At 67.5% G+C, this 25,103-nt stretch carries 19 protein-coding genes and 2 tRNA genes; 18 read left to right on the forward strand and 3 right to left on the reverse strand.

Annotated features, from left to right (window positions below; genetic code table 11):
• Positions 1-13 precede the first annotated feature (13 nt).
• On the reverse strand, positions 14-1,114 hold the full coding sequence (locus tag ACQEVY_RS31230; RefSeq protein ID WP_432952711.1) for an acyltransferase family protein: 1,101 nt from the start codon (positions 1,112-1,114) through the stop codon (positions 14-16).
• A gap of 740 nt (positions 1,115-1,854) precedes the next feature.
• On the opposite strand from ACQEVY_RS31230, the gene ACQEVY_RS31235 reads away from it, so the two are divergent.
• Positions 1,855-2,049, forward strand: coding sequence for a hypothetical protein (locus tag ACQEVY_RS31235; RefSeq protein ID WP_328771602.1), 195 nt, complete (start codon positions 1,855-1,857; stop codon positions 2,047-2,049).
• A 162-nt stretch (positions 2,050-2,211) separates the two neighbouring features.
• Here the strand turns inward: ACQEVY_RS31235 and ACQEVY_RS31240 are convergent.
• Positions 2,212-2,285 (reverse strand) — tRNA-Gly (locus ACQEVY_RS31240).
• Positions 2,286-2,438: 153 nt separating this feature from the next.
• Between ACQEVY_RS31240 and ACQEVY_RS31245 the strand changes: the two genes are divergently transcribed.
• The 5 genes from ACQEVY_RS31245 to clpX all read left to right on the forward strand — a co-directional run bounded on the left by ACQEVY_RS31245 (position 2,439) and on the right by clpX (position 7,455).
• Positions 2,439-2,515 (forward strand) — tRNA-Pro (locus ACQEVY_RS31245).
• 244 nt (positions 2,516-2,759) lie between these two features.
• Positions 2,760-4,172 carry a trigger factor gene (gene tig / locus ACQEVY_RS31250; protein ID WP_432952713.1) on the forward strand — a complete coding sequence of 471 codons (1,413 nt, stop codon included), beginning with the start codon at positions 2,760-2,762 and terminating at the stop codon, positions 4,170-4,172.
• Between the two features lie 404 nt (positions 4,173-4,576).
• Complete coding sequence (locus ACQEVY_RS31255; RefSeq protein WP_119103789.1) at positions 4,577-5,185, forward strand: ATP-dependent Clp protease proteolytic subunit; 609 nt, start codon at positions 4,577-4,579, stop codon at positions 5,183-5,185.
• Between the two features lie 132 nt (positions 5,186-5,317).
• Positions 5,318-5,998: an ATP-dependent Clp protease proteolytic subunit gene (locus ACQEVY_RS31260; RefSeq protein WP_432952715.1), complete on the forward strand. Its 681-nt coding sequence runs from the start codon at positions 5,318-5,320 to the stop codon at positions 5,996-5,998.
• 170 nt (positions 5,999-6,168) lie between these two features.
• Complete coding sequence (clpX, locus tag ACQEVY_RS31265) at positions 6,169-7,455, forward strand: ATP-dependent Clp protease ATP-binding subunit ClpX (RefSeq protein ID WP_432952716.1); 1,287 nt, start codon at positions 6,169-6,171, stop codon at positions 7,453-7,455.
• Positions 7,456-7,523: 68 nt separating this feature from the next.
• Here the strand turns inward: clpX and ACQEVY_RS31270 are convergent, their stop codons facing one another.
• A complete protein-coding gene (locus tag ACQEVY_RS31270; protein WP_432952717.1) occupies positions 7,524-8,468 on the reverse strand; it encodes a hypothetical protein in 945 nt (314 codons plus the stop codon).
• A 135-nt stretch (positions 8,469-8,603) separates the two neighbouring features.
• On the opposite strand from ACQEVY_RS31270, the gene ACQEVY_RS31275 reads away from it, so the two are divergent.
• The 12 genes from ACQEVY_RS31275 to ACQEVY_RS31330 all read left to right on the forward strand — a co-directional run bounded on the left by ACQEVY_RS31275 (position 8,604) and on the right by ACQEVY_RS31330 (position 25,093).
• Complete coding sequence (locus ACQEVY_RS31275) at positions 8,604-11,228, forward strand: valine--tRNA ligase (RefSeq protein WP_432952718.1); 2,625 nt, start codon at positions 8,604-8,606, stop codon at positions 11,226-11,228.
• Positions 11,229-11,347: 119 nt separating this feature from the next.
• Positions 11,348-12,856, forward strand: a complete 1,509-nt coding sequence (gene folC, locus ACQEVY_RS31280; RefSeq protein WP_432952719.1) for a bifunctional tetrahydrofolate synthase/dihydrofolate synthase — start codon at positions 11,348-11,350, stop codon at positions 12,854-12,856.
• A 3-nt stretch (positions 12,857-12,859) separates the two neighbouring features.
• Entirely contained in the window at positions 12,860-13,213 is a 354-nt protein-coding gene (locus tag ACQEVY_RS31285) for a DUF4233 domain-containing protein (RefSeq protein WP_432952720.1), read from the forward strand.
• A 293-nt stretch (positions 13,214-13,506) separates the two neighbouring features.
• Positions 13,507-13,920, forward strand: coding sequence for a nucleoside-diphosphate kinase (ndk, locus tag ACQEVY_RS31290; protein WP_328771610.1), 414 nt, complete (start codon positions 13,507-13,509; stop codon positions 13,918-13,920).
• 349 nt (positions 13,921-14,269) lie between these two features.
• On the forward strand, positions 14,270-15,289 hold the full coding sequence (locus ACQEVY_RS31295; protein ID WP_037747701.1) for a rod shape-determining protein: 1,020 nt from the start codon (positions 14,270-14,272) through the stop codon (positions 15,287-15,289).
• A gap of 139 nt (positions 15,290-15,428) precedes the next feature.
• Positions 15,429-16,382, forward strand: coding sequence for a rod shape-determining protein MreC (gene mreC, locus ACQEVY_RS31300; RefSeq protein WP_432952721.1), 954 nt, complete (start codon positions 15,429-15,431; stop codon positions 16,380-16,382).
• A 13-nt stretch (positions 16,383-16,395) separates the two neighbouring features.
• Positions 16,396-17,091, forward strand: a complete 696-nt coding sequence (gene mreD, locus ACQEVY_RS31305) for a rod shape-determining protein MreD (RefSeq protein ID WP_432952722.1) — start codon at positions 16,396-16,398, stop codon at positions 17,089-17,091.
• 226 nt (positions 17,092-17,317) lie between these two features.
• A complete protein-coding gene (mrdA, locus tag ACQEVY_RS31310; RefSeq protein ID WP_432952723.1) occupies positions 17,318-19,585 on the forward strand; it encodes a penicillin-binding protein 2 in 2,268 nt (755 codons plus the stop codon).
• On the forward strand, positions 19,582-20,781 hold the full coding sequence (gene rodA / locus ACQEVY_RS31315; RefSeq protein ID WP_432952724.1) for a rod shape-determining protein RodA: 1,200 nt from the start codon (positions 19,582-19,584) through the stop codon (positions 20,779-20,781). Before mrdA ends, rodA begins: the two co-directional genes overlap by 4 nt.
• A gap of 150 nt (positions 20,782-20,931) precedes the next feature.
• Entirely contained in the window at positions 20,932-22,515 is a 1,584-nt protein-coding gene (locus ACQEVY_RS31320) for a CHAD domain-containing protein (protein ID WP_432952725.1), read from the forward strand.
• Between the two features lie 43 nt (positions 22,516-22,558).
• Complete coding sequence (locus ACQEVY_RS31325; RefSeq protein ID WP_432952726.1) at positions 22,559-24,484, forward strand: TIGR03960 family B12-binding radical SAM protein; 1,926 nt, start codon at positions 22,559-22,561, stop codon at positions 24,482-24,484.
• Between the two features lie 75 nt (positions 24,485-24,559).
• On the forward strand, positions 24,560-25,093 hold the full coding sequence (locus tag ACQEVY_RS31330) for a GNAT family N-acetyltransferase (RefSeq protein ID WP_432952727.1): 534 nt from the start codon (positions 24,560-24,562) through the stop codon (positions 25,091-25,093).
• The last annotated feature ends 10 nt before the right edge of the window (positions 25,094-25,103 follow it).

Genomic DNA, 25,103 nt, shown 5'->3' on the forward strand with positions numbered 1-25,103 from the left:
ACTTGGGCCTCGACTACGACTTGCCCCGGTCGCGGGCCAGCTCCGTCGCGTCCCGCTTGAACGCCCACTCCATCTTCGGCTCCATCGCGAAGCGGAAGGCGCGCTGGATGGGCGGGGTGCACAGCAGCGTGACCACGGCGGCGGCGACCAGCGTGACGAGGATCTCGCCGAGCGGCTCATGCAGCCACTTGTAGTCGAACCAGCCCCAGAAACGGCCGCCCTTGACCAGGAAACCGTGCAGCAGATAGCCGTACAGCGTCCCCGCGCCGAGCACCGTGAACCACATCTTGCGACGCGGCACCCAGGAGAAGAAGCAGGCCGTGAGGACCATCGAGCAGCCGAACAGCGCGAGCGTCATCACGACACCGGCCCACCACAGCGTGCCCAACTCCTGGGCGCTGTCCCGGTGGTAGAACCACGCCGACGTCATGCGCGGAGCCGCCCAGTACGCAACGACCAGCGCCGCCGCGAACACCGGCACCGACAGGATCCGGACCTCTCGGCGCCGCATCAACTGGAAGTGCTCGGGCTTCATGAACAGGCCGATGACGAAGAACGGCAGGAACTGCAGCACACGTTGCAGATCCAGGTCGTCACCGATGTCGGGCGAGATCGAGGCGAGCACCGCGATGGCGAGCGCGAGCGGCACCGGCCAGCGCACGACCTTCCACAGGGGCGTCGTCAGCCGCCATACGAACAGCGCGACCAGGAACCAGGTGAGGTACCAGGGGTCGAGCAGGCTGATCGGATGGGCCGGGTCGTCGTCCGCGACCTTCTTGAAGACGGAGTACGCGGCTTCGAAGAGGATGTACGGCACGGCGATGCCGGTCACCAGGCGCTGGAGCCGGTCGGCACGCATGTCGAAACTGCGCGAGAAGTAGCCGGAGATGAGGATGAACGCCGGCATGTGGAAGGCGTAGACGACCATGTACAGCGCTTCGGCGGTGCGGCTGTGGTCGGTCAGCGGCTCCCAGGTGTGGCCCATCGCGACGAGCACGATGGCCAGGTACTTGGCGTTGTCGAAGAACGCGTCGCGTTGCCTGGCCGGCTTGGCCTGAGGCCCGGCGGGAGCGGTGTCCGTCTGCGGGCTGTCGCGGGTGCGAGGGCTCGGCATCGCGGACAGCGACGATTCCTCCGTCGGCGGGAGCGGCGCCCTCTGTTGGCCGTGTGGGCGGAGCGAGTTCGTCACAGACCCTCCCACCAGGAGCTGGGGGAGAGGATCCGGGACCTCACTGCGCATGCGGGGGACGAGGCAGCGGTGAACATCTGAGGCACCCTAGCGTTGCCGGTGCGTTTTCGTAAAACCCTCCTCGTCATTCCTGCTTAACCTCTGCTTATCCCGCTGAGTACAGGGGATTTGAAGAAGGAGAGAGGGAAGGGGGGAAGTCGACTTGGTGATGCGGAGATCGGCTCGGAGGTCGACTGCTGTAACACGTACGTCTGTTACGTACCACTTCATCCCGACTAAATGGTGCATAACATCCGCGGGCGACTCTGGTGAAATGTCCGTTGATTGGCGTTTGTTGACACCCTCTCCGAGCCGCTGACCGGCCTCCCGCTGTGTCCGCGGCAACAATTCGAATAATCGGCGAGCGGGATGGGTGGGCACGGCAATCACCCTCCTGAATTCGGCGTGCGGGACACTCCGCGAATTGCCGTACGTGGCACCGCCGTTCATGGCCGCCGGAGAGCGCCGGGCGGGTACGGATTGTGCAGGTACGGCGAGAACGATGGCCGATGATGCCCCACCTCCCGCATAGGCCGGGCCTGTTGGTGGCACGATGGTTCTGCGGGGGTGTGCGGGGTGGCACCCTCGGGCCGGGAGAGCGGACCGACCGTAGGGTGTGATCAGTTGTGGCCATTTCGCTATCAGTTGTGTTGCTGTTGGCGATCGTCCTCGTGGTGTTGATCCGGGGAGGATCCATCAAGCCGGGTCCGGCGATCGTCGCCGTACTGTTCGGCTTCTTCCTGGCCTCGACGGGCATGGCCGACGACATCCAGCGCTTCCTCAACTCGATAGCGGAGACCCTCAACGAGATCCAGTTCTGAGCGAGCTGAGCACGTACTGCTCCCGGCGCCCCTGCGCGAGGCCCCGGTCTGTGAGTACGCCAGCTCCGCGAGCCATCGCGGACCGCTCCCGCACGCGCTCGACGTCGAAAACGCCTCAGGGCCAGGCAGAGGATTCAACCTCTGACCTGGCCCTGAGCCGTATGGAGCGGGCGACGGGAATCGAACCCGCGTAGCTAGTTTGGAAGACTAGGGCTCTACCATTGAGCTACGCCCGCACGGGACGCGCCGCAGGTCAGTGGACGCGCGGCACTGGAGCATCCTAGCGGGTGGCACCCTTCATCGCACATCCCGTTCCGCGGCCCTTCAGGCGCCCGGGAAATGCGGGAGCCTCGGTGTCGGCGGGCATGTACCCTACGTGTCGCACCGAACGGGGTGTGGCGCAGCTTGGTAGCGCGTCCGCTTTGGGAGCGGAAGGCCGTGGGTTCAAATCCCGCCACCCCGACCATCAGCAGGGACCCGGTGACCACCTGCGGGGACCCGGTCCGGAACCCGACCGGGCTCCGCGGGACCGCGGCACCGGAAGCTCGCCTTTTGGGGCGTGTACCGCCTGCGGCTACTATGCAAACTGCGCGCCCGTATGTCTGCACTGTTACGTCTCACAAGGGCCGCGAATCCGCTGAGGCACCCGCCGCATCCGGCAGAGGTCGACAGCAGAACCCCAAGAAGTCAGCCATCAAGGAGACCGAACCGTGAAGAGCGCCGTGGAGACCCTGAACCCGACCCGGGTTCGGCTCACTGTCGAGGTGCCCTTCGAGGAGCTCAAGGACAGCCTCGACGCGGCGTACAAGAAGATCAACCAGCAGGTCACGGTGAAGGGGTTCCGGAAGGGCAAGATTCCGGCGCGCGTCATCGACCAGCGGTTCGGCCGCGGTGCGGTTCTGGAGGAGGCGGTCAACGACGCGCTTCCGAAGTTCTACACCGACGCGGTCAACAACGCCGAGCTGAACGTGCTCGGTCAGCCCGAGGTCGACATCACGGAGCTGAAGGACGGCGAGACGCTGAACTTCACCGCCGAGGTCGACATCCGCCCGTCCATCGAGATCCCGGACTACTCCGGCATCGAGGTCGAGGTCGACGCCGTCGAGGTCAGCGAGGAGGACGTCGACAAGGCCGTCGAGGAGCTGCGTGAGCGCTTCGCGTCCACCACGCCGGTCGAGCGCGCCGCCGAGGACGGCGACGTCGTGACGATCGACCTGGAGGCCAAGGTCGACGGCGAGGTCCTGGAGGACGGCGTCGCGAACGGCGTCTCCTACACGATCGGCTCCGGTGAGCTGCTGGAGGGCATCGACGACGCCGTGAAGGGCCTGGAGGCCGGTGGCGAGGCCACCTTCACCTCCGAGCTCAAGGGCGGCTCGGCGGCCGGCAAGGAGGCCGAGGTCTCCGTCAAGGTCACCCAGGTCGCCGCGCGCGAGCTCCCCGAGCTGGACGACGACTTCGCTCAGCTCGCCTCCGAGTTCGACACCCTGGAGGAGCTGCGGGCGGACAGCCGTAAGCGCCTCGAGAACATGAAGCAGTACGACCAGGCCACGCAGGCCCAGGAGCGCGTCCTGGAGAAGCTGCTCGAGCTGGTCGAGGTGCCCGTCCCGGAGAAGCTCCTCGAGGACGAGATCAACACCCGTAAGCACAACCTCGAGCACCACCAGCTCGGTCAGATGGGCCTGGACCTGCCGCAGTACCTGGAGATCCAGGGCAAGACGGCCGAGGAGTTCGACACCGAGACGCGCGAGGCCGCGGTCAAGGGCATCAAGACCCAGTTCGTCCTCGACGAGCTGGTCAACAAGGAGAAGCTGAACGTCAACCAGGAGGAGCTCACCGAGCACCTCATGCGCCGCGCCGCTTCCTCCGGCATGTCCCCCGACCAGTTCGCCCAGGCCGTCGTAGAGGGCGGCCAGGTCCCGATGCTCGTCGGCGAGGTCGCCCGCGGCAAGGCCCTCGCGGTCGTCGTAGAGGCGGCCACCGTCAAGGACACGAACGGCGAGCTCGTGGACCTGGACGACGAGGAGGACGAGGACGAGGTCTCTGCCGAGGGCTCGGCCGAGGAGACCCCCGCGGAGGGCTCCTCCGAGGCCACTGAGGCCCCCGAGGAGAAGCCTGAGGCCTGATTGCCTCGCTGTACGCCGAGCAGGCCCCGGACCGCACCAGCGGTCCGGGGCCTGCTGCGCTACGCCCAGGGGAAAGGCCCCGTAGGGGCGCGGGGAACTGCGCGAGTAACCCACAACAAGCCGCACCCGCCGATGCACAGCCCTTGGCAGACGCGTCTGCGGGCTTGTGGGGGCTTGTGGGGGCTGAGCGCAAGGTTCCCCCGCCAAAACCCCTGCGCAACCAGCGGAGCGCATGCGCTCACAGCGAACAGTCAGCTCCTCGGGATTCCCCGAAGGGACCCGCGCGTTAGGGTCCATGAGTACGAGGGCAGGGGAGTCCCCGAAACTGCCCAGCCCCCGGCAGACTACGTAAGACGGCCCCGGCGCCGTCGTTTAGACGAGCAGGTGGATACGTGACGAATCTGATGCCTTCAGCCGCCGGCGAGCCCTCCATCGGTGGTGGCCTCGGCGACCAGGTCTACAACCGGCTGCTCGGTGAGCGAATCATCTTCCTCGGCCAGCCGGTCGACGACGACATCGCGAACAAGATCACCGCACAGCTGCTGCTCCTTGCCGCCGACCCGGACAAGGACATCTTCCTGTACATCAACAGCCCCGGCGGATCGATCACGGCCGGCATGGCGATCTACGACACCATGCAGTACATCCAGAACGATGTGGTGACCATTGCCATGGGCATGGCGGCCTCCATGGGCCAGTTCCTGCTGAGCGCGGGCACCCCGGGCAAGCGTTTCGCCCTGCCGAATGCCGAGATCCTGATCCACCAGCCCTCGGCCGGCCTCGCCGGTTCCGCGTCGGACATCAAGATCCACGCCGAGCGGTTGCTGCACACCAAGAAGCGGATGGCGGAGCTGACCGCCTTCCACACCGGCCAGACCGTGGAGCAGATCACTCGCGACTCGGACCGTGACCGCTGGTTCGACCCGATCGAGGCCAAGGAGTACGGCCTGATCGACGACATCATGCCCACCGCTGCCGGTATGCCGGGCGGCGGAGGCACCGGAGCGGCCTAGCTCGGCACGCGCCCACGGCTGGTACGGCACGCGCCCACGGGCAGCCCGTACGCGGCCGGGGCGCAGCCGGCGTAAGCCTTCCGAGCCCCCAGCCGACCGCCTCAGCTCTTTATCAGGCTCCCAGGAGACACAGTGAACGACTTCCCCGGCAGCGGCCTCTACGCCCGCACGGAGGCCGAGTACACCGGCCCCCGCGCGGAGTCCCGCTACGTCATCCCGCGCTTCGTCGAGCGCACCTCGCAGGGCGTGCGCGAGTACGACCCGTACGCGAAGCTCTTCGAGGAGCGCGTGATCTTCCTCGGTGTGCAGATCGACGACGCCTCCGCCAACGACGTCATGGCGCAGCTGCTGTGCCTGGAGTCGATGGACCCCGACCGGGACATCTCGGTCTACATCAACAGCCCCGGCGGCTCCTTCACGGCGCTCACCGCGATTTACGACACGATGCAGTTCGTGAAGCCGGACATCCAGACGGTCTGCATGGGCCAGGCGGCCTCCGCCGCCGCGATCCTGCTCGCCGCCGGTACGCAGGGCAAGCGCATGGCACTTCCCAACGCCCGCGTGCTGATCCACCAGCCCTACAGCGAGACGGGTCGCGGCCAGGTCTCCGACCTTGAGATCGCCGCGAACGAGATCCTCCGGATGCGTGCCCAGCTGGAGGAACTGCTGGCCAAGCACTCCACGACGCCCATCGAGAAGATCCGCGAGGACATCGAGCGCGACAAGATCCTCACCGCCGAGGACGCGCTCTCGTACGGCCTGATCGACCAGATCATCTCGACCCGGAAGATGAACAACGCCGCGGTCGCGTGACGTAGCGCTGTATTGTCAGCCGCCCCTTGGCACGGTTTGGCGCCGTACGCGTCAAAGTGAACCGCGCCAAGGGGGGCCCGAACGGGGGGCTAGGCAAGGTACCGTCGGACATAAGGCAGCACCAGGAGCCGCTGGACCTAGGCGTCTCCCAGGCGAAGGGGAAGCACACCGTGGCACGCATCGGTGACGGCGGCGATCTGCTCAAGTGCTCGTTCTGTGGCAAGAGCCAGAAGCAGGTCAAGAAGCTCATCGCAGGCCCCGGTGTGTACATCTGCGACGAGTGCATCGATCTCTGCAACGAGATCATCGAGGAAGAGCTCGCCGAAACGAGCGAGGTGAGGTGGGAGGAACTCCCCAAGCCTCGCGAGATCTACGAGTTCCTCGAGGGGTACGTCGTCGGGCAGGAGTCGGCGAAGAAGGCCCTCTCCGTAGCGGTGTACAACCACTACAAGCGGGTCCAGGCCGGTGAGAACGGCGGGAGCCAGAACCGCGACGACGCCATCGAGTTGGCGAAGTCCAACATCCTGCTCCTCGGCCCCACGGGCTCCGGAAAGACCCTGCTCGCCCAGACTCTGGCGCGCATGCTGAACGTCCCCTTCGCCATCGCCGACGCCACTGCGCTGACGGAGGCCGGGTATGTCGGCGAGGACGTAGAGAACATCCTGCTGAAGCTCATCCAGGCCGCGGACTACGACGTCAAGAAGGCCGAGACCGGGATCATCTACATCGACGAGATCGACAAGGTGGCCCGCAAGAGCGAGAACCCGTCGATCACGCGGGACGTGAGCGGCGAGGGCGTCCAGCAGGCGCTGCTCAAGATCCTGGAGGGCACGACGGCCTCGGTTCCGCCGCAGGGCGGCCGCAAGCACCCCCACCAGGAGTTCATCCAGATCGACACGACGAACGTCCTGTTCATCGTGGGCGGTGCTTTCGCCGGCCTGGAGAAGATCATCGAGTCCCGCGCGGGCGCGAAGGGCATCGGCTTCGGCGCGACGATCCGCTCGAAGCGCGAGCTGGAGGAGAAGGACCAGTTCGAGGACGTCATGCCCGAGGACCTGGTCAAGTTCGGCATGATCCCCGAGTTCATCGGCCGCCTGCCTGTGATCACTTCGGTCCACAACCTCGACCGCGAGGCGCTCCTCCAGATCCTGGTCGAGCCGCGCAACGCGCTGGTGAAGCAGTACCAGCGCCTCTTCGAACTCGACGGCGTAGAGCTGGACTTCGAGCGCGAGGCCCTCGAAGCCATCGCCGACCAGGCCATCTTGAGGCAGACCGGCGCCCGCGGCCTGCGCGCCATCATGGAAGAGGTCCTGCAGTCGGTGATGTACGAGGTCCCGTCCCGCAAGGACGTAGGCCGCGTCGTCATCACAGCGGACGTCGTCCTCTCGAACGTCAACCCGACGCTCATTCCGCGCGATGCGCGGGGGCGGGGCCCGGGGGAGCAGAAGACGGCGTAGCCGCTCGTACGCGTAGCGAAGGGGCCCCGGTCAACTGACCGGGGCCCCTTGCTCGTTGATGCGCGGCGTCAGGCCTTGACGCGGACTTCCTTGCGGAACTTGGCTGCCTGCTCGGCCGCCGCTGCGAGGTCGGGGCCCTTGCCCGCCAGGGCGTCGGCGATGTTCGCGTCGATGGTGACACCGAGGGTGCTGTGGTCACCCCAGATGCACACCGGCATCTTGATCTCCTTGGGTCCCGCCTCGCCGGTCTCGTCGCCCGGGACCCTGGTCTCCTGGCACTTCATGACGGCGCCGTCGAGCCCCGCGGGCGTGAAGGCCTTCGGGCTGCCGACGAGCTCGCCCTTGTCCGGGTCGGACTCCTTCTTCAACTCGGCGAACATGGCGTCGACGACCTTCTCCGGGTCCTCGATCTCGCCGTAGACGCCCACGAACTGGAGGAGTTTCTGCGACAGCGGGTTGTCCTTGTCCCCGGCCTCGTACGCGGCGTTCACGTCCTTGGGGTTCTTCACGCCGGCTTCCTCGGCGTTCTTGATGTCTTCCTCGTTGAAGCTGCTGCTGTTCGCGCCTTCGTCGCCCTTCTTGTACTCACCGCCGAGCACCGACGCCGGCGTGGTCAGCTTGTGCGGGCCGTCGTCCGCGACGTCCGAGGAACCGCCGCCACCCCCGCCGATCACGAAGTACGCGCCGACCGCGATCGCGGCCACGACCGCCACGGCGCCGATGACGATCCCGGTCTTCTTCTTGCCGCCGCCTGGAGCGGGCGGCTGCGGCATGCCGTAGGGCGGGGGCTGCTGGCCGTACGGCGGCTGCTGGCCGTAGCCGGGCTGCTGGGGCGGAGCACCGGGGGGAGTCTGCTGGGGGTACCCATAGCCGGGCTGCTGCGGAGGAGCCTGCTGCGGGTAGCCGTAGCCGGGCTGCGGGGCCTGCGGTTGCTGGCCGTAGGGGCCGGGCTGACCGTATGGTCCCGGCTGTTGAGGCTGCCCGCCGTACGGGCCCGGCTGGTTGTGGCTCATTCTGGGTTCCCCTCCAGATACTTATACGTTCCGAACATCCTGGCGTAAGGAGCGTCCGCGGGGAGCACCGGGGGTCTCACCGTTACCGAACAATCGAGTTTCAGGACCGCCCGGTGACACCTCTAAACTGACCCCGTGACCGACAACGCTCAGCAGCAGCCGCCAGCCAACACCCCCGAACTGCCGACCCAGTACGCGCCGGCCGAGGTAGAGGGGAAGCTGTATGAGCGCTGGGTAGAGCGGGGTTACTTCGAGGCGGACGCGAAGAGCGAGAAGCCGCCGTACACCGTTGTCATCCCGCCGCCGAATGTCACGGGCAGCCTGCACCTGGGCCACGCCTTCGAGCACACGCTCATCGACGCCCTCACGCGCCGCAAGCGCATGCAGGGGTACGAGACGTTGTGGCAGCCCGGCATGGACCACGCCGGTATCGCCACGCAGAACGTCGTCGAGCGTGAGCTGGGCAAGGAGGGCAAGTCCCGGCACGACCTGGGGCGCGAGGCCTTCGTCGAGCGCGTCTGGCAGTGGAAGGCCGAGTCCGGCGGGCAGATCTCCGGGCAGATGAAGCGTCTAGGCGACGGTGTTGCCTGGTCGCGTGAGCGCTTCACCATGGACGAGGGGCTCTCGGAGGCCGTTCAGACCATCTTCAAGAGGCTGTACGACGACGAGCTGATCTACCGCGCCGAGCGCATCATCAACTGGTGTCCCCGGTGCCTCACCGCCATCTCCGACATCGAGGTCGAGTACCAGGACGACGACGGCGAGCTCGTCTCCATGAAGTACGGCGAAGGGGACGACACGATCGTCGTCGCCACCACCCGTGCCGAGACGATGCTCGGTGACACGGCGGTTGCCGTCCACCCCGGCGACGAGCGGTACAAGCACCTCATCGGCAAGCTCATCAAGCTGCCGCTGACCGACCGTTCCATCCCGGTCGTCGCGGACGAGCACGTCGACCCCGAGTTCGGCACGGGTGCCGTCAAGGTCACCCCGGCACACGACCCGAACGACTTCGAGATCGGCCAGCGGCACGACCTGCCCGCCATCACGATCATGGACGAGCACGCTGTCATCACCGCACACGGCCCCTTCCAGGGCCTGGACCGGCTCGAGGCCCGCTCCGCGATCGTCGCCGCCCTGCGTGCCGAGGGCCGGATCGTGGCCGAGAAGCGGCCGTACGTCCACTCCGTGGGCCACTGCTCGCGCTGCAAGACCACCATCGAGCCGCGTCTATCCATGCAGTGGTGGGTCAAGGTCGGCCCGCTCGCCAAGGCCGCCGGTGACGCGGTCCGCGACGGCCGGGTCAAGATCCACCCGCAGGAGATGGAGAAGCGGTACTTCGACTGGGTCGACAACCTCCACGACTGGTGCATCTCACGGCAGTTGTGGTGGGGTCACCGCATCCCGGTCTGGTACGGGCCGAACGGCGAGGTCGTCTGCGTCGGCCCCGACGACGAGGCCCCGACCGGTGAGGGCTGGACGCAGGACACCGACGTCCTCGACACCTGGTTCTCCTCCGGCCTGTGGCCGTTCTCCACGCTCGGCTGGCCCGAACAGACCGACAGCCTCGCGAAGTTCTACCCGAACTCCGTCCTGGTCACCGGCTACGACATCCTCTTCTTCTGGGTCGCCCGGATGATGATGTTCGGCCTGTACGCGATGGACGGCACCCCGCCGTTCCACACCATCGCCCTGCATGGGATGGTCCGCGACCAGTTCGGCAAGAAGATGTCGAAGTCCTTCGGCAACGCGGTCAACCCGCTGGACTGGATGGACAAGTACGGCTCCGACGCCCTGCGCTTCACGCTCGCGCGCGGCGCCAACCCGGGTGTGGACGTGCCGATCGGCGAGGACTGGGTCCAGGGCTCGCGCAACTTCGCCAACAAGATCTGGAACGCCACGCGCTTCGCGCTGATGAACGGCGCCACGATCGAGGGCGAACTGCCGCCCGTCGAGCAGCTGTCGTCCACCGACCGCTGGATCCTGTCCCGGCTGAACGCGACGGTCGCGGAGGTCGACGCCTTCTACGAGGACTACCAGTTCGCCAAGCTGTCGGACGCCCTTTTCCACTTCGCCTGGGACGAGGTCTTCGACTGGTACGTCGAGCTGTCGAAGACGACGTTCAACGCCGGCGGCCCTGCGGCCGACGTCAGCAAGCGGGTCCTCGGCGAGGTCCTGGACGTCACGTTGCGGCTGCTGCACCCGATCGTTCCGTTCGTCACGGAGACGCTGTGGACCACGCTCACGGGCGGCGAGTCCGTGGTGATCGCGGACTGGCCGGCCGACTCCGGGTTCCGTGACGCGGCGGCCGAGCGGGAGATCGAGACGCTTCAGCAGGTCATCACGGAGGTCCGCCGGTTCCGTAACGACCAGGGGCTGCAGCCCGGCCAGCGCGTCCCGGCCCGGCTCACCCTCGACGGGACCGCCCTGGCTCCGCACGAGGCGGCCATCCGCCAGCTGCTGCGCCTCCAGCCGGAGGGCGAGGGCTTCGCGGCCACGGCGACGCTGCCGGTCGCGGGTGCGCAGGTCGCGCTCGATCTCTCCGGCACGATCGACGTGGCCGCGGAGCGGAAGCGGCTCGCGAAGGATCTGGCCGCCGCCCAGAAAGAACGCCAGCAGGCCGAGGCGAAGCTGGGCAACGAGGCGTTCCTCGCGAAGGCTCCGGAGCAGGTCGTGGACAAGATCCGTACGCGGCTTGCCAAGGCGGGCGAGGACATCGCGCGGATTCAGGCGCAGCTGGAGCGGTTGCCGCAGGGTTAGCAGGCGGTGTTACGTCGCTGAAGGCGCCCGGAGCTGGAAGGCTCCGGGCGCCTTTTGCCGCCCCAGCGGCACGACTGCCCGCAGCTACGCCTGTCAGTCCGGCTCCGTAGACTGGCCCCGTGAGTGAGCTCCCCCCAGACCACAGCAGCGAGCCCGACCCCTTCGAAGAGATCGTCGAGGCGGAGACGCAGCGCGACCCCGATCTCGCGGTGATCGAGGCCGGCAGCCGTACCCTGCGCGCCCAGGGTGCGCCGCCGGAGGCCGATGTACCCGCGCGGCCGGCCGATCCCGAGGTCGACAAGGCGTTGCGTGAGGTCGAGGCCGAGTTGGCCACGCGGTGGGGTGAGACGAAGCTGGAGCCGTCGATCACGCGGATCGCCGCCCTGATGGACGTACTGGGGGAGCCGCAGCGCTCGTACCCCTCGATCCACATCACAGGGACGAACGGCAAGACGTCCACGGCCCGCATGATCGAGGCGCTACTCGGCGCCTTCGAACTGCGCACCGGGCGGTACACCTCGCCGCACGTCCAGTCGATCACCGAGCGGATCAGCCTGGACGGCGCACCGATGAACGCCGAGCGGTTCGTGGAGACGTACCGGGACATTCAGCCGTACGTCGAGATGGTGGACGGGCAGCAGGAGTTCCGGCTGTCCTTCTTCGAGGTGCTGACGGGCATGGCGTACGCGGCCTTCGCGGACGCGCCGGTCGATGTGGCCGTCGTCGAGGTGGGGATGGGCGGCAGCTGGGATGCCACGAATGTGATCGACGGTGATGTTGCCGTGGTGACGCCCATCGATCTCGACCACACGGACCGGCTGGGCAATACGCCCGGTGAGATCGCCGTGGAGAAGGCGGGCATCGTCAAGCAGGGCGCGACCGTGATTCTGGCGCAGCAGCCGGTCGACGCGGCGCAGGTGATGTTGAAGAAGGCCGTCGAGGTCGATGCGACGGTCGCCCGCGAAGGGCTGGAGTTCGGGGTCGTCTCGCGTCAACTCGCTGTCGGAGGACAGCTGTTGACCTTGCGTGGGCTCGGCGGGGAGTACGAGGAAGTGTTTCTGCCGGTGCACGGGGCGTACCAGGCGCACAACGCCGCCGTCGCGCTTGCCGCGGTGGAGGCGTTCTTCGGTGTGGGCGCGGCGCGGGCGGACCGGCTCGATATCGACACCGTGCGGAAGGCGTTCGCGGCGGTGGCCGCGCCGGGGCGGATGGAGGTGGTGCGGCGGTCGCCGACCGTGGTGCTGGATGCCGCGCACAATCCGGCGGGGGCTCGGGCGACTGCCGAGGGGGTCAGCGAGGTGTTCGACTTCAGCCGGCTGATCGGCGTGGTCGGGGTGAGCGGCGATAAGAACGTGCGCGGGCTGCTGGAGGCTTTCGAGCCGATCTTCGCCGAGGTGGTGATCACGCAGAACTCCAGCCATCGGGCCATGGACGCGGATGCGCTGGCCGCGCTGGCTGTGGAGGTGTTCGGGGAGGAGCGGGTTCAGGTGGAGCCGCGGCTTGATGATGCGCTGGAAGCCGCGATCACTCTGGCCGAGGAGGAGGGGGAGTTTGCGGGTGGGGGCGTGCTTGTGACCGGGTCCGTTATCACCGTGGGTGAGGCCCGACTGCTCCTCGGGAGGGGCTGAGCTGTGCGTACGCTCTGTGCTTCTACGTTGATCGGTGAGTTCTTCGTCATCGGCTTTGCCGGGCTTGTGGCCATGAAGGATCCCGATCTGTCCATGACCACTGTGTGGACCGTGAGTGGCGTCGCGATGTTGCTGTGTCTGCTGTTGTGTGGTGTGGTCACTCGGCCTTGGGGTGTTCAGCTGGGCTGGGCGCTGCAGATCGCGCTGATCGCGTCCGGGTTCGTCGTGCCGACGATGTTCCTCTTGGGGGCGATCTTTGCGGCGCTGTGGTGGGCTTCGGTTCATTACGGGCGGAAGGTTGACGAGGCCAAGGCGCGGTTTGCTGCGCAGGCTGAGGGGGAGACCAAAGCGGCGTAGTCGCCTGCGGCGGGCTTTTTCCCCAGCCCCGCCCCTTCCCGGCTGTATCAATTTGCGGCTCCGCCGCGTGGGGTGGCTGCGCCCCCAGGCCCCCCTGCCTCCGGCGGGTTGGGGTGCCTACCGGCGGGTGGGTGGGTTCGTGGGGCGGGTGGGGGCGCCAACGGGGTGGGGGATGACAGCCGTGTCGCGGCTGCAGGTGCGTCGTGGCTTGTCGCGCAGTTCCCCGCGCCCCTAAAGGGGCGCAACCCCCTGTAATCTCTGTGGTCCCACCCCTGTTGCTAAGGAGTTTCCACGTGAGCCAGCGCACCCTCGTCCTTCTCAAGCCCGATGCTGTTCGTCGTGGCCTGACCGGCGAGATCATCAGCCGTATTGAGCGTAAGGCCGGCTGGCAGATCACCGCGCTGGAGTTGCGGAACCTGGATCAGGAGACCCTGGAGCTGCACTACGGCGAGCACAAGGGCAAGCCTTTTTATGAGCCGCTGGTCGAGTTCATGGCGTCGGGGCCTGTGGTTGCTCTCGTTGTCGAGGGGGAGCGGGTCATCGAGGGGGTGCGGGCTCTTGCGGGGCCTACGGATCCGATCGCGGCGGCTCCGGGTTCCATTCGTGGGGACTTCGGGGTGATCGTTCGCGAGAATCTGATCCACGCTTCGGACTCCGAGGAGTCCGCCGAGCGTGAGATGAAGATCTTCTTCCCCGGGCTGGCTTGATCGCCGATATCCGGTCATGTCCGTCCGCGACACGGCACACCCACCCGGCGTACGCGAAGATTTTCTGACGATGCGTCAACCCTGAGCCGTATCTGACCAGGCCCTGCCGCAAAAAGGCGGCGGGGCCTGGCATATGCGTGGCGATCGGGGGAACGCTTGCCTCCATTGGCTCGTCTCCACAAGCGAGGCGGCACATCATCTGCTGACAATGGCGAAGACCCTCGCGCGGTGTTCGGTGCAGGCGAGACTACGATGGAAGCCTTCACGTCACAGCGCTCACCCTCGCCGACCTAACAAGCCATCAAAAGCTCCACTTGGGAAGGCCAGACGAATCCTGATGGGGAACTCAATGTCGTTCATCGGCCGTGACATGGCTGTCGACCTCGGGACCGCCAACACGCTGGTGTACGTCAGGGGTCGAGGGATCGTACTCAACGAGCCGTCCGTCGTCGCGATCAACACCAACACCGGTGGCATCCTCGCCGTCGGCGCCGAAGCGAAGAAGATGATCGGCCGGACTCCCGGCAACATCGTCGCCGTGCGTCCACTGAAGGACGGCGTCATCGCCGACTTCGAGATCACCGAGCGGATGCTCCGCTACTTCATTCTGAAGATCCACAAGAGGCGGTATCTCGCCCGGCCGAGGGTCGTCGTCTGTGTGCCCTCGGGGATCACCGGAGTCGAGCGGCGCGCCGTCATCGAGGCCTCCTCCCAGGCCGGTGCCCGCCAGGTGCACATCATCGAGGAGCCGATGGCCGCGGCCATCGGCTCCGGACTGCCGGTCCACGAGGCCACGGGCAACATGGTGGTGGACATCGGCGGCGGCACCACGGAAGTCGCGGTCATCTCGCTCGGTGGAATCGTCACGGCACAGTCCATCCGTGTCGCGGGCGACGAACTGGACAACGCGATCATCCAGCACATCAAGAAGGAGTACAGCCTGCTTCTTGGTGAGCGGACGGCCGAGCAGATCAAGATCACGATCGGTTCGGCGTACGACCTCGACAATGACGAGCACACCGAAATCCGCGGCCGGGACCTGGTCTCCGGTCTGCCGAAGACCGTCGTCATCTCCGCCGCCGAAGTGCGCAAGGCGATTGAGGAGCCGGTCAACGCGATTGTCGACGCGGTCAAGACGACCCTCGACAAGTGTCCTCCGGAGCTCTCCGGCGACGTCATGGACCGCGGGATCGTCCTCACCGGCGGCGGTGCGTTGCTGCGCGGGCTCGACGAGCGGCTGCGGCGCGAGACCGGTATGCCGATCCACATTGCCGAGGATCCGCTGGACAGTGTGGCGCTCGGTTCCGGCAAGTGCGTAGAGGAGTTCGAGGCGCTCCAGCAGGTGCTGGACGCCCAGCCCCGCAGATGAAGTAACTCTTCGATTCCGCCGTACGGGATGATCTCCTCTCGTACGGCGGATCGTTGATATAGAGGCATAAGCTCCCCCAAAGCGCCCCGGCCGAGGGGAGCCCCACACGAATCCGATAAGGAAGGCACGGCCGCCGCACGTGAGGGACACACGAGAGAGCCGGCTGCTCCTGGTGCTGCTGATCGCCATCGCGTTCGCTTTGATCACGGTGGATATCCGCGGCGGCGAGGACTCGCCCGTCGACGGGGCCCGATCGGCCGCCGCCACGGTCTTCGGCCCGATCGAGAACGGGGTGTCCACCGCGGTCGACCCCGTCGGCAACGCGATCGCAGCGATCCGCGACTCCGGCGACCGGCACGACCGTATCGCCCAACTGGAGCGGGACAACGCCTCGTTGAAGGCGGAGCTGGGCAGCGAGGACCGTAACCGCAGCCGGCTGAAGCAGCTCGACAAGATCCTCAAGACGGCGGGCGCCGGGCAGTACGGCATCAAGGGCGCCGAAGTCATCGCGATAGGGGCGGCCCAGGGCTTCTCCTGGACCGTCACCATCGACGTCGGCGCGAACGACGGCATCAAGCGCGATATGACCGTCCTGAACGGGGACGGGCTCGTCGGGCGCGTGACGACCGTCGGGCCCAACACCGCCACCGTGCTCCTCGCCAGCGACCCGGACTTCACGGTCGGTACGCGCATGGAGTCCACCGACGAACTCGGCTTCGCCTCCGGCCAGGGCGACCGGCCGCTGCGCGTGGAGATGCTCAACGGCAAGGCCAAGATCAAGAAGGGCGACCGCCTTGTCACCTTCGGCTCCCAGGCCGACAAGCCGTTCGTGCCCGGCGTCCCCGTCGGCGTCGTCTCCCGCGTCGACCCCTCCGGCGGCGATCTGACGCGCACCATCTACGTCGAGCCGTACGTCGGCTTCAGCAAGCTCGACATCGTCGGCGTCGTCACCCAGGCCCCGCCCCGGGACCCGCGCGACCAGGTGCTGCCGCCCAAACCCAAGCCGACGCCCAGGCCGACGGTGACCGTGACGGTCACCCCCTCGGCCGGAGCGTCCGCCGACGGCCTGCCCCAAAATCAGCAAGAGCAGTAGGAGCTGAACCCGCATGCGCTTCAACCGAATGCTGCTCTCCGTCACCCTGGTGATCGTCGCCCTGGTGACCCAGGTGACCATCCTCGCCCGCCTCCAACTCCCGGGCGCCGTCCCCGACTTGCTGCTGCTCACCGTGCTCGGCCTCGCCCTGGTGTACGGCCACGTCGGCGGCGCCCTCATCGGCTTCGGCGCCGGACTGCTCGCCGACCTCGCACCACCCGCCGACCATGCCGCCGGTCGCTACGCGCTCGTACTGTGCGTCATCGGCTACCTCGCCGGGCTCTTCAAGCCCGACAACGGGCAGATCAGATCCGCGACCGGCCCGATGGTCGTGGTCGTCGCCTCGGCGATCGGGTCCACGCTCCTGTACGCGGGAGTCGGCGCCCTCGTCGGTGACACCGCCGCACGCCAGGTGGGCCTGGGCAGCCTGCTGTTCACGTCCGCGCTGTACGACCTGCTGCTCGCGCCCTTCGTGGTGCCCGGGATCATGGCGCTGGCCCGCCGCGCCGACAACGATCCGCTCGCCGAGACCACGTCCGCGAAGGCGACCGACGTCTCCTCCGGCTGGCTGTCCTCCGGCGGCACGGGGCTGCGCCTCGGTGGCCAGCGGGGTGGGTTGCGGATGAAGGCCGCGGGCGGGCTTCGGATGAAGTCCGTGAAGTCGCGCGTTGCGCGGGCGGGGCGGATCAAGGGGGTTAAGCGGCTGTGAGTGTGGTTGGTTTCGCCCCCGCCGCCCCTACCCTCCCCCACTCTCGGCTTCGCTCGAGCGGGGGGACCCCCATCATCCCTGGGGGCAAAGCCCCCGGAGCCCCCTCGAGACGTCGTACATCGGCTGCAGGTTCGTTGTGGCTTGTCGCGCAGTTCCCCGCGCCCCTTAGGGGGCGCATCCGCACCTACCGCCCCGAGGCGAACCGTCCCACCGCCGGAGGCACGCCGTGACCAACATCCCCGAGACCGGGCGGACCCCGCGCGTCCAGATTCGGCTCGTCATCATCCAGATCCTTGTCTTCTCCCTCCTTGCGACTCTCGGCGGACGTCTCTGGTATCTGCAGATCCGCGAAGGCGACGCCTATGCCAAGGAGGCGTCCGGGAACCACGTTCAGCAGGTCGTCAGCCCGGCCGTGCGCGGGTCGATTCTCGACGCGCGCGGTGTGCCGATCGCCGACAACGAGACGCGGCTTGTGGTGTCCGCGTCGCGTACCGATCTGCTGAAGATGAAGGACGACGGCGAGGCGGTGCTCACCAAGCTCGCCGGTGTCCTCGGCATGAAGCCCAAGGACGTCATGGACAAGGTGCGGCTGTGCGACTCCAAGACGCCGCAGCCCTGCTGGAACGGCTCGCCCTACCAGCCGATCCCCATCACCGACGAGGCCACCGCCAAGCAGGCCCTCCAGATCCGCGAACGCTCCGAGGACTTCCCCGGCATCACCGCCGAACCCCAGGCCGTACGCCGTTACGCGAGCCCCGGCGACGCCAACACCGCGCAGGTCCTCGGTTACCTCTCGCCCGTCACGGACGAGGAGATCAAGGAAGCGGAGAAGAGCGAATCCCCGTACCTGCGCTCCGACATGGTCGGCCGGTCAGGGCTTGAGCGGCAGTACGACCAGCAACTGCGCGGCAAGGCCGGAGTCACCCGCTACGAGGTCGACAACCTCGGCCGCGTCATGGGCGAGGCCCAGAGCGACCCGGCCCAGCCCGGAGCGAACCTCGTCACCAGCATCGACGCCCGGGTCCAGCGCGTCGCCGAGTACGAGCTGCAGAAGGCGATGAAGAACGCCCGCAAGGAGTTCGACAAGAACACCGGCACGAACTACAAGGCGGACTCCGGCGCCGTCATCGTGATGGAGTCCAAGACGGGCCGCATCGTCTCCATGGCCTCCAACCCGTCGTACGACCCGAATGCCTGGGTCGGCGGCATCTCCGGCAAGGACTACGCGAAGCTCACCGGCAAGAAGTCCAACTACCCGCTGCTGAACCGGGCGATCCAGGGCCAGTCCGCCCCCGGCTCCGTCTTCAAGGTCATCCCGACGGCCGCCGCGATCAAGGCCGGCTACTCCTTCGACGGCCCGTACCAGTGCTCCAGCTCGTACAACATCGGCAGCCAGGTCTTCAAGAACTTCGAGTCCAAGGGATACGGCCCGATCTCGCTGGGCCGCGCGCTCGAGGTGTCCTGTGACACCGTCTTCTACCGGCTCTCCCACGAGGAATGGAAGCGGGACGGCGGCACCAAGCCGAAGAAGAACGCCAACGACTGGTTCTACAAGACGGCCCACCAGTTCGGCCTCGCCAAGGAGACCGGTATCGACCTGCCGAACGAGGTCACGGGGCGTATCCCCGACCGCCAGTGGAAGCAGGCGTACTGGAAGGCCAACAAGGATTCCTGGTGCAAGACCGGCAAGAAGGACGGCGACTACGCCGAGCGCATCGCGTACGAGAACTGCCTCGAAGGCAACCGGCTGCGCGCAGGTGACTCCGTCAACTACTCCATCGGCCAGGGCGACACCCTCGTCACCCCGATCCAGATGGCCACCATCTATTCGGCGATCTCCAACGGCGGCACCATGTACGACCCGAGTGTCGGCAAGGCGATCGTCAGCGCCGACGGCCGCAGCGTCCAGGAGATCGTCCCGAAGCCGCACGGCAAGCTGCCGATGTCGCAGCAGACGCTCGGCGAGATAGACGAAGCCCTCGAGGGAGTCGCTACCCGCGGAACGGCGGCCTGGCGCTTCGCCGATGCCGGCTGGCCGCAGGACAAGATCCCGATGCACGCCAAGACGGGTACCGCCGAGGTCTACGGCAAGCAGACCACCTCGTGGTTCACCACGTACACCGACGAGTACACGGTCGTCATGACCATCTCCCAGGGTGGTACGGGCTCCGGCGCCTCCGGCCCCGCCGTGCGCAACATCTACGACGCGTTGTACGGCGTCTCCGAGGACGGCACGATCGACAAGAAGAAGGCCCTGCTGCCCCAGCCGCAGAAGAGCCTGCCGAAGATCCAGCCGGACGGTTCGATCGACGCCCCGAAGATCGGGAAGTACGTGCCGCAGGAGGAAGCGAGCCCGGAGAGCCAGCAGGCGGCGACCGGTGACGATCCGGCCGCCACGGTGCCCTCGCCGAACACCGGCACCAACCGCGACACCCGACGGCGTGCCGATCGCTCTGCCGATCGCTCCAAGAAGAGGCGGAGGGCCACCGAATGACCGGCGCGAGCGGTTTCTCCGTCTCCGGCTACGGGCCCCAACGCTCCGTCTGGGCACGGCTGTTCGCCCGCGACTCGCTGGCGCGCAGGCTCGACTGGCCGATACTGCTCTCGGCCATCGCCCTCTCCGTGATCGGCGCGGCCCTCGTCTACTCGGCGACCCGTAACCGCACCGAACTCAACCAGGGCGACCCGTACTACTTCCTGGTCCGGCACCTGCTCAACACGGGCATCGGCTTCGCCCTGATGATCGCCACGGTCTGGCTCGGCCACCGCACGCTGCGTGGGGCCGTGCCGATCCTGTACGGCATCTCGGTGTTCCTCATCATCCTGGTGCTGACCCCGCTCGGCGCCACGATCAACGGCTCGCACGCGTGGATCAAGCTGCCCGGCGGATTCTCGCTGCAGCCCTCGGAGTTCGTGAAGATCACGATCATCCTCGGCATGGCGATGCTGCTCGCGGCCAGAGTCGACGCCGGCGACAAGCCCTACCCCGACCACCGCACGGTCCTGCAGTCCCTGGGCCTGGCCACCGTGCCGATACTGATCGTCCTGCTCATGCCCGACCTCGGCTCGGTCATGGTCATGGTGATCATCGTGCTCGGCGTACTGCTCGCCTCCGGCGCCTCCAACCGCTGGGTGTTCGGCCTCATGGGCACGGGTGCCGCGGGCGCGATCGCGGTCTGGCAGCTCGGGATCCTCGACGAATACCAGATCAACCGCTTCGCCGCCTTCGCCAACCCCGAGCTCGACCCGGCCGGCGTCGGCTACAACACCAACCAGGCCCGCATCGCGATCGGTTCGGGCGGACTGTTCGGCACCGGCCTCGGCAACGGCTCGCAGACGACAGGGCAGTTCGTCCCGGAACAGCAGACGGACTTCGTCTTCACGGTCGCGGGCGAGGAGTTGGGCTTCCTCGGCGCCGGCCTGATCATCCTGCTCATGGGCGTCATCCTGTGGCGCGCCTGCCGCATTGCCCGCGAGACGACCGAGCTGTACGGCACGATCGTCGCCGCCGGGATCATCGCCTGGTTCGCGTTCCAGTCCTTCGAGAACGTGGGCATGACGCTGGGGATCATGCCGGTAGCGGGGCTGCCGCTGCCCTTCGTGTCGTACGGGGGGTCGTCGATGTTCGCGGTGTGGGTGGCTGTGGGGTTGCTGCAGTCGATCCGCGTCCAGCGCCCCATGTCGGCGTAGGAGGGGCGGATCGGCAGGGATCGCGTCGGCGGGGCTATTGCTGAGGCAAGCGCCAAGTAACGTCCGGAAGAACGTTAAATGTGTCTCAGATGGCGAGTGCGTGCCCTTTGAGGGCTGCCCCCGATGCCGAATCGTGACTAGATTCAGTCCATGGCGGACACAAAGCGGGAAATCGAGCGTAAGTACGAGGTGGGCGAAGGTGCGGGGCTTCCCGATCTGAGCGGTGTGAGCGGCGTCGACAGCGTCATCGACAAGGGCGTCGCCGACCTCGACGCGACCTACTACGACACGGCCGACCAGCGGCTCGCCGCGTCCTCGATCACACTGCGCCGCCGTACCGGAGGCGATGACGCGGGCTGGCATCTGAAGCTGCCGGTCTCCGACGGCGTACGCGACGAGATCAGCGCCCCGCTGTCCGACGCCCTGCCCCGGGGCCTCGCCGGACTCGTCCGCTCCCGGGTGCGCGACGCCGAACTGCTCCCCGTCGTACGACTGCAGTCCGCGCGCGACGTCCGCCACCTCGTCGACGCCTCTGGTGGCCTGCTCGCCGAGGTCAGCGTCGACCGCGTACATGCCGAGCGGCTCAGCGGCGGCGACAGGACCACCGAGTGGACCGAGATCGAGGTGGAGCTGGCCGACGACGGCGACCCCGCCTTCCTCGACAAGGTCGAGAAGAAGCTCCGTAAAGCCGGGATCAGCCGCTCCAAGTCCGCCTCCAAACTGGCCAGGGCGCTGGCGGAGACCGGGACTGAGGCGAAGACCGGGCCGGTCAAGCTGCCCAAGCAGGCCAAGTCGAACGGTCGTAAGAAGGAGAAGGCCAAGGTCGTCGTGATCGCCGAGCCTGAGCCGCCCAACGCGGGCGACCATGTCCTCGCGTACATACGCGCCCAGCGTGACGCGCTCGTCGAACTCGACCCTGCCGTACGGCGCGACGTATACGACTCCGTGCACCGGATGCGCGTCGCCACCCGCCGGCTGCGCAGCAGCTTCCGCTCGTACGGGAAGGCCCTGGACCGGGCCGTCACCGACCCGATCGGCGACGAACTCAAGTGGCTGGCCGGGGAGTTGGGCGTCGACCGCGACCAGGAGGTGCTGACCGAGCGGCTGACGGCGGCGCTCGACGAGCTGCCGCGTACCCTGCTCGCCGGTCCTGTCCGCACGCGGCTGCGGACCTGGGCGAACGCCCGGCGCGGCGGTTCACGGCGTCGGCTGATCGCGGTCCTGGACGGAAAGCGGTACCTGGATCTGCTCGCCACCCTCGACTCCCTGGTCGCCGAACCGCCGCTGCTCAAGGCCGCCGCGGGCCCGCCGGACATGGTGATCGGCAAGGCCGTACGCGGGGACTTCGCGAAGCTGTCCGCCCTGGTCGTCGAGGCCATCGACGCACTGCCCGGCACGGACCGCGACCTCGCGATCCACGACGCCCGCAAGAAGGCCAAGCGCACCCGGTACGCGGCCGAGGCCGCCACCAAGGCGCTCGGCGAACCGGCCGTCGACCTGGTCAGATCGATGAAGTCCCTCCAGACCCTCCTCGGCGACCACCAGGACAGCGTCATGACCCGCCTCGCCCTGCGCGACCTCGCCACCCAGGCCCACGCGGCGGGCGAGAGCTCCTTCACGTACGGGGTGCTGTACGGCAGGGAGGAGCAGCGGGCAGCGGACGTCGAGCGGGCGCTGCCGGAAGCCTGGACGGCGATCTTCGCGGCGACCGGAGGGCTCATAGGGACGCGTTAGTCTTGAGGGTCACCCCTGTCAGCTCACGAAGGTCCCCACCACGATGTCTGTCGAGTCGGTCTTCCCACAGCTCGAGGCCCTGCTGCCGCATGTGCAGAAGCCGATCCAGTACGTAGGCGGTGAGCTCAACTCCACCGTCAAGGACTGGGACAGCTCCGACGTCCGCTGGGCGCTCATGTACCCCGACGCGTACGAGGTCGGACTGCCCAACCAAGGCGTGCAGATCCTCTACGAGGTCCTCAACGAGCGCGAGGGCGTGCTCGCCGAGCGCACGTACAGCGTGTGGCCGGACCTCGAGGAGCTGATGCGGGAGCACGGCGTCCCGCAGTTCACGGTGGACAGCCACCGCCCGGTGCGCGCCTTCGACGTGCTCGGGCTCAGCTTCTCCACAGAGCTCGGCTACACGAACATGCTGACGGCCCTGGACCTCGCGGGGATCCCCCTGGAGTCCAAGGACCGGACGCTGGACGACCCGATCGTCCTGGCCGGAGGCCACGCCGCCTTCAACCCCGAGCCGATCGCCGACTTCCTCGACGCGGCGATCATCGGCGACGGCGAGCAGGCCGTGCTCGACATGACGGAGATCATCCGCGCCTGGAAGGCGGAGGGCCGGCCGGGCGGCCGCGAGGAGGTCCTGTTCCGCCTCGCGAAGACCGGCAACGTCTACATTCCGGCGTTCTACGACGTGGAGTACCTGCCGGACGGCCGCATCGGACGCGTCGTACCGAACAAGTCCGGTGTCCCGTGGCGCGTGTCCAAGCACACGGTCATGGACCTGGACGAGTGGCCGTACCCGAAGCAGCCCCTGGTGCCGCTCGCGGAGACGGTCCACGAGCGCATGTCGGTCGAAATCTTCCGCGGCTGCACGCGCGGCTGCCGCTTCTGCCAGGCCGGCATGATCACGCGCCCGGTGCGCGAGCGCTCCATCACGGGCATCGGCGACATGGTCGACAAGGGCCTGAAGGCGACGGGCTTCGAGGAGGTCGGCCTCCTGTCGCTGTCGTCGGCGGACCACAGCGAGATCGGCGACATCGCGAAGGGCCTGGCGGACCGGTACGAGGAGGACAAGGTCGGCCTGTCGCTGCCCTCCACCCGCGTCGACGCCTTCAACATCGACCTGGCCAACGAGCTCACGCGCAACGGCCGCCGGTCGGGCCTGACCTTCGCACCCGAAGGCGGTTCGGAACGCATCCGCAAGGTCATCAACAAGATGGTCTCGGAGGAGGACCTGATCAGGACGGTCTCGACGGCGTACGGCAACGGCTGGCGTCAGGTGAAGCTGTACTTCATGTGCGGCCTGCCGACGGAGACCGACGACGACGTCCTGCAGATCGCCGACATGGCGACCCGCGTGATCCAGAAGGGCCGCGAGGTCTCCGGCCAGAACGACATCCGCTGCACGGTGTCGATCGGCGGCTTCGTGCCCAAGCCCCACACCCCGTTCCAGTGGGCCCCGCAGCTCTCGGCGGAGGAGACGGATGCCCGTCTCGCGAAGCTCCGCGACAAGATCCGCGGTGACAAGAAGTACGGCCGCTCCATCGGCTTCCGCTACCACGACGGCAAGCCGGGCATCGTCGAGGGCCTGCTCTCGCGCGGCGACCGCCGCATCGGCGCCGTCATCCGCGCCGTCTATGAGGACGGCGGCCGTTTCGACGGCTGGCGTGAGCACTTCTCGTACGACCGCTGGATGCAGTGCGCCGACAAAACGCTGCCCGCGTTCGGCGTGGACGTCGACTGGTACACCACCCGCGAGCGTACGTACGAGGAGGTCCTCCCCTGGGACCACCTCGACTCCGGCCTCGACAAGGACTGGCTCTGGGAGGACTGGCAGGACGCCCTCGACGAGACGGAGGTCGAGGACTGCCGCTGGACGCCTTGCTTCGACTGCGGGGTCTGCCCTGCCATGGACACTTCCATCCAGGTCGGGCCGACGGGCAAGAAGCTGCTGCCGCTGACGGTGGTCAAGTAGGACGACGAGGCGAGGGCCCGGCCGACGGCGGAAACGCCGTGGCCGGGCCCTCGTGCGTCGCGGCACAATGCGGTGATGCCGCAGCTCGTGAGCCCTGATCCGCGTTTCCGTGTCTCCTTCCTGGCGGCGGTCCAGGAGAACCTCGCCGAGGACGAGTACTTCGGTGACACCCTCAAGCGGGAGCTCGCCGTGTACGGCGACAGCTGGCATGAGCCGGACGGGTTCGCGCGCTATGTCGCCGCCGTCCGCGAGGAGGAGCTGGAAGACGGGCGCCGGCCCGACGGATTCGTGCCCGGCAGCTGGTACTGGTACGTGGACGGCGAGACCTATCTCGGCCGGATCCAGGTACGCCACCGCCTGACGCCCCACCTTCGCGACTACGGCGGCCACATCGGCTACGGCGTACGGCCCACCGCGCGGCGGAAAGGCCACGCCACCGCCATGCTGCGCGACGTTCTGCCGTACGCGCGTGCCCTCGGGCTCGAGCGGGTGCTCGTCACTTGTGACACCACCAACGTCGGTTCGCGGAAGGTCATCGAGGCCAATGGTGGGGAGTTCGAGGATGAGCGGGGCGGGAAGCTGAGGTTCTGGATCCATACAGGGTGTTGATGCGTCTTCG

The sequence above is a fragment of the Streptomyces sp. CA-288835 genome (assembly GCF_050936385.1).
Taxonomy (GTDB): Bacteria; Actinomycetota; Actinomycetes; order Streptomycetales; family Streptomycetaceae; genus Streptomyces.

Bases quoted from the DNA above. Each gene is read 5' to 3' on its own strand.
- ACQEVY_RS31295 (WP_037747701.1), top strand. From the start codon at position 14,270: ATGTCGTTCATCGGCCGTGACATGGCTGTCGACCTCGGGACCGCCAAC.
- ACQEVY_RS31230 (WP_432952711.1), bottom strand. From the start codon at position 1,114: ATGCCGAGCCCTCGCACCCGCGACAGCCCGCAGACGGACACCGCTCCC.
- ACQEVY_RS31270 (WP_432952717.1), bottom strand. From the start codon at position 8,468: ATGAGCCACAACCAGCCGGGCCCGTACGGCGGGCAGCCTCAACAGCCG.
- mreD (WP_432952722.1), top strand. From the start codon at position 16,396: ATGCGCTTCAACCGAATGCTGCTCTCCGTCACCCTGGTGATCGTCGCC.
- rodA (WP_432952724.1), top strand. From the start codon at position 19,582: ATGACCGGCGCGAGCGGTTTCTCCGTCTCCGGCTACGGGCCCCAACGC.
- ACQEVY_RS31255 (WP_119103789.1), top strand. From the start codon at position 4,577: ATGCCTTCAGCCGCCGGCGAGCCCTCCATCGGTGGTGGCCTCGGCGAC.
- ACQEVY_RS31330 (WP_432952727.1), top strand. From the start codon at position 24,560: ATGCCGCAGCTCGTGAGCCCTGATCCGCGTTTCCGTGTCTCCTTCCTG.
- ACQEVY_RS31320 (WP_432952725.1), top strand. From the start codon at position 20,932: ATGGCGGACACAAAGCGGGAAATCGAGCGTAAGTACGAGGTGGGCGAA.
- ACQEVY_RS31325 (WP_432952726.1), top strand. From the start codon at position 22,559: ATGTCTGTCGAGTCGGTCTTCCCACAGCTCGAGGCCCTGCTGCCGCAT.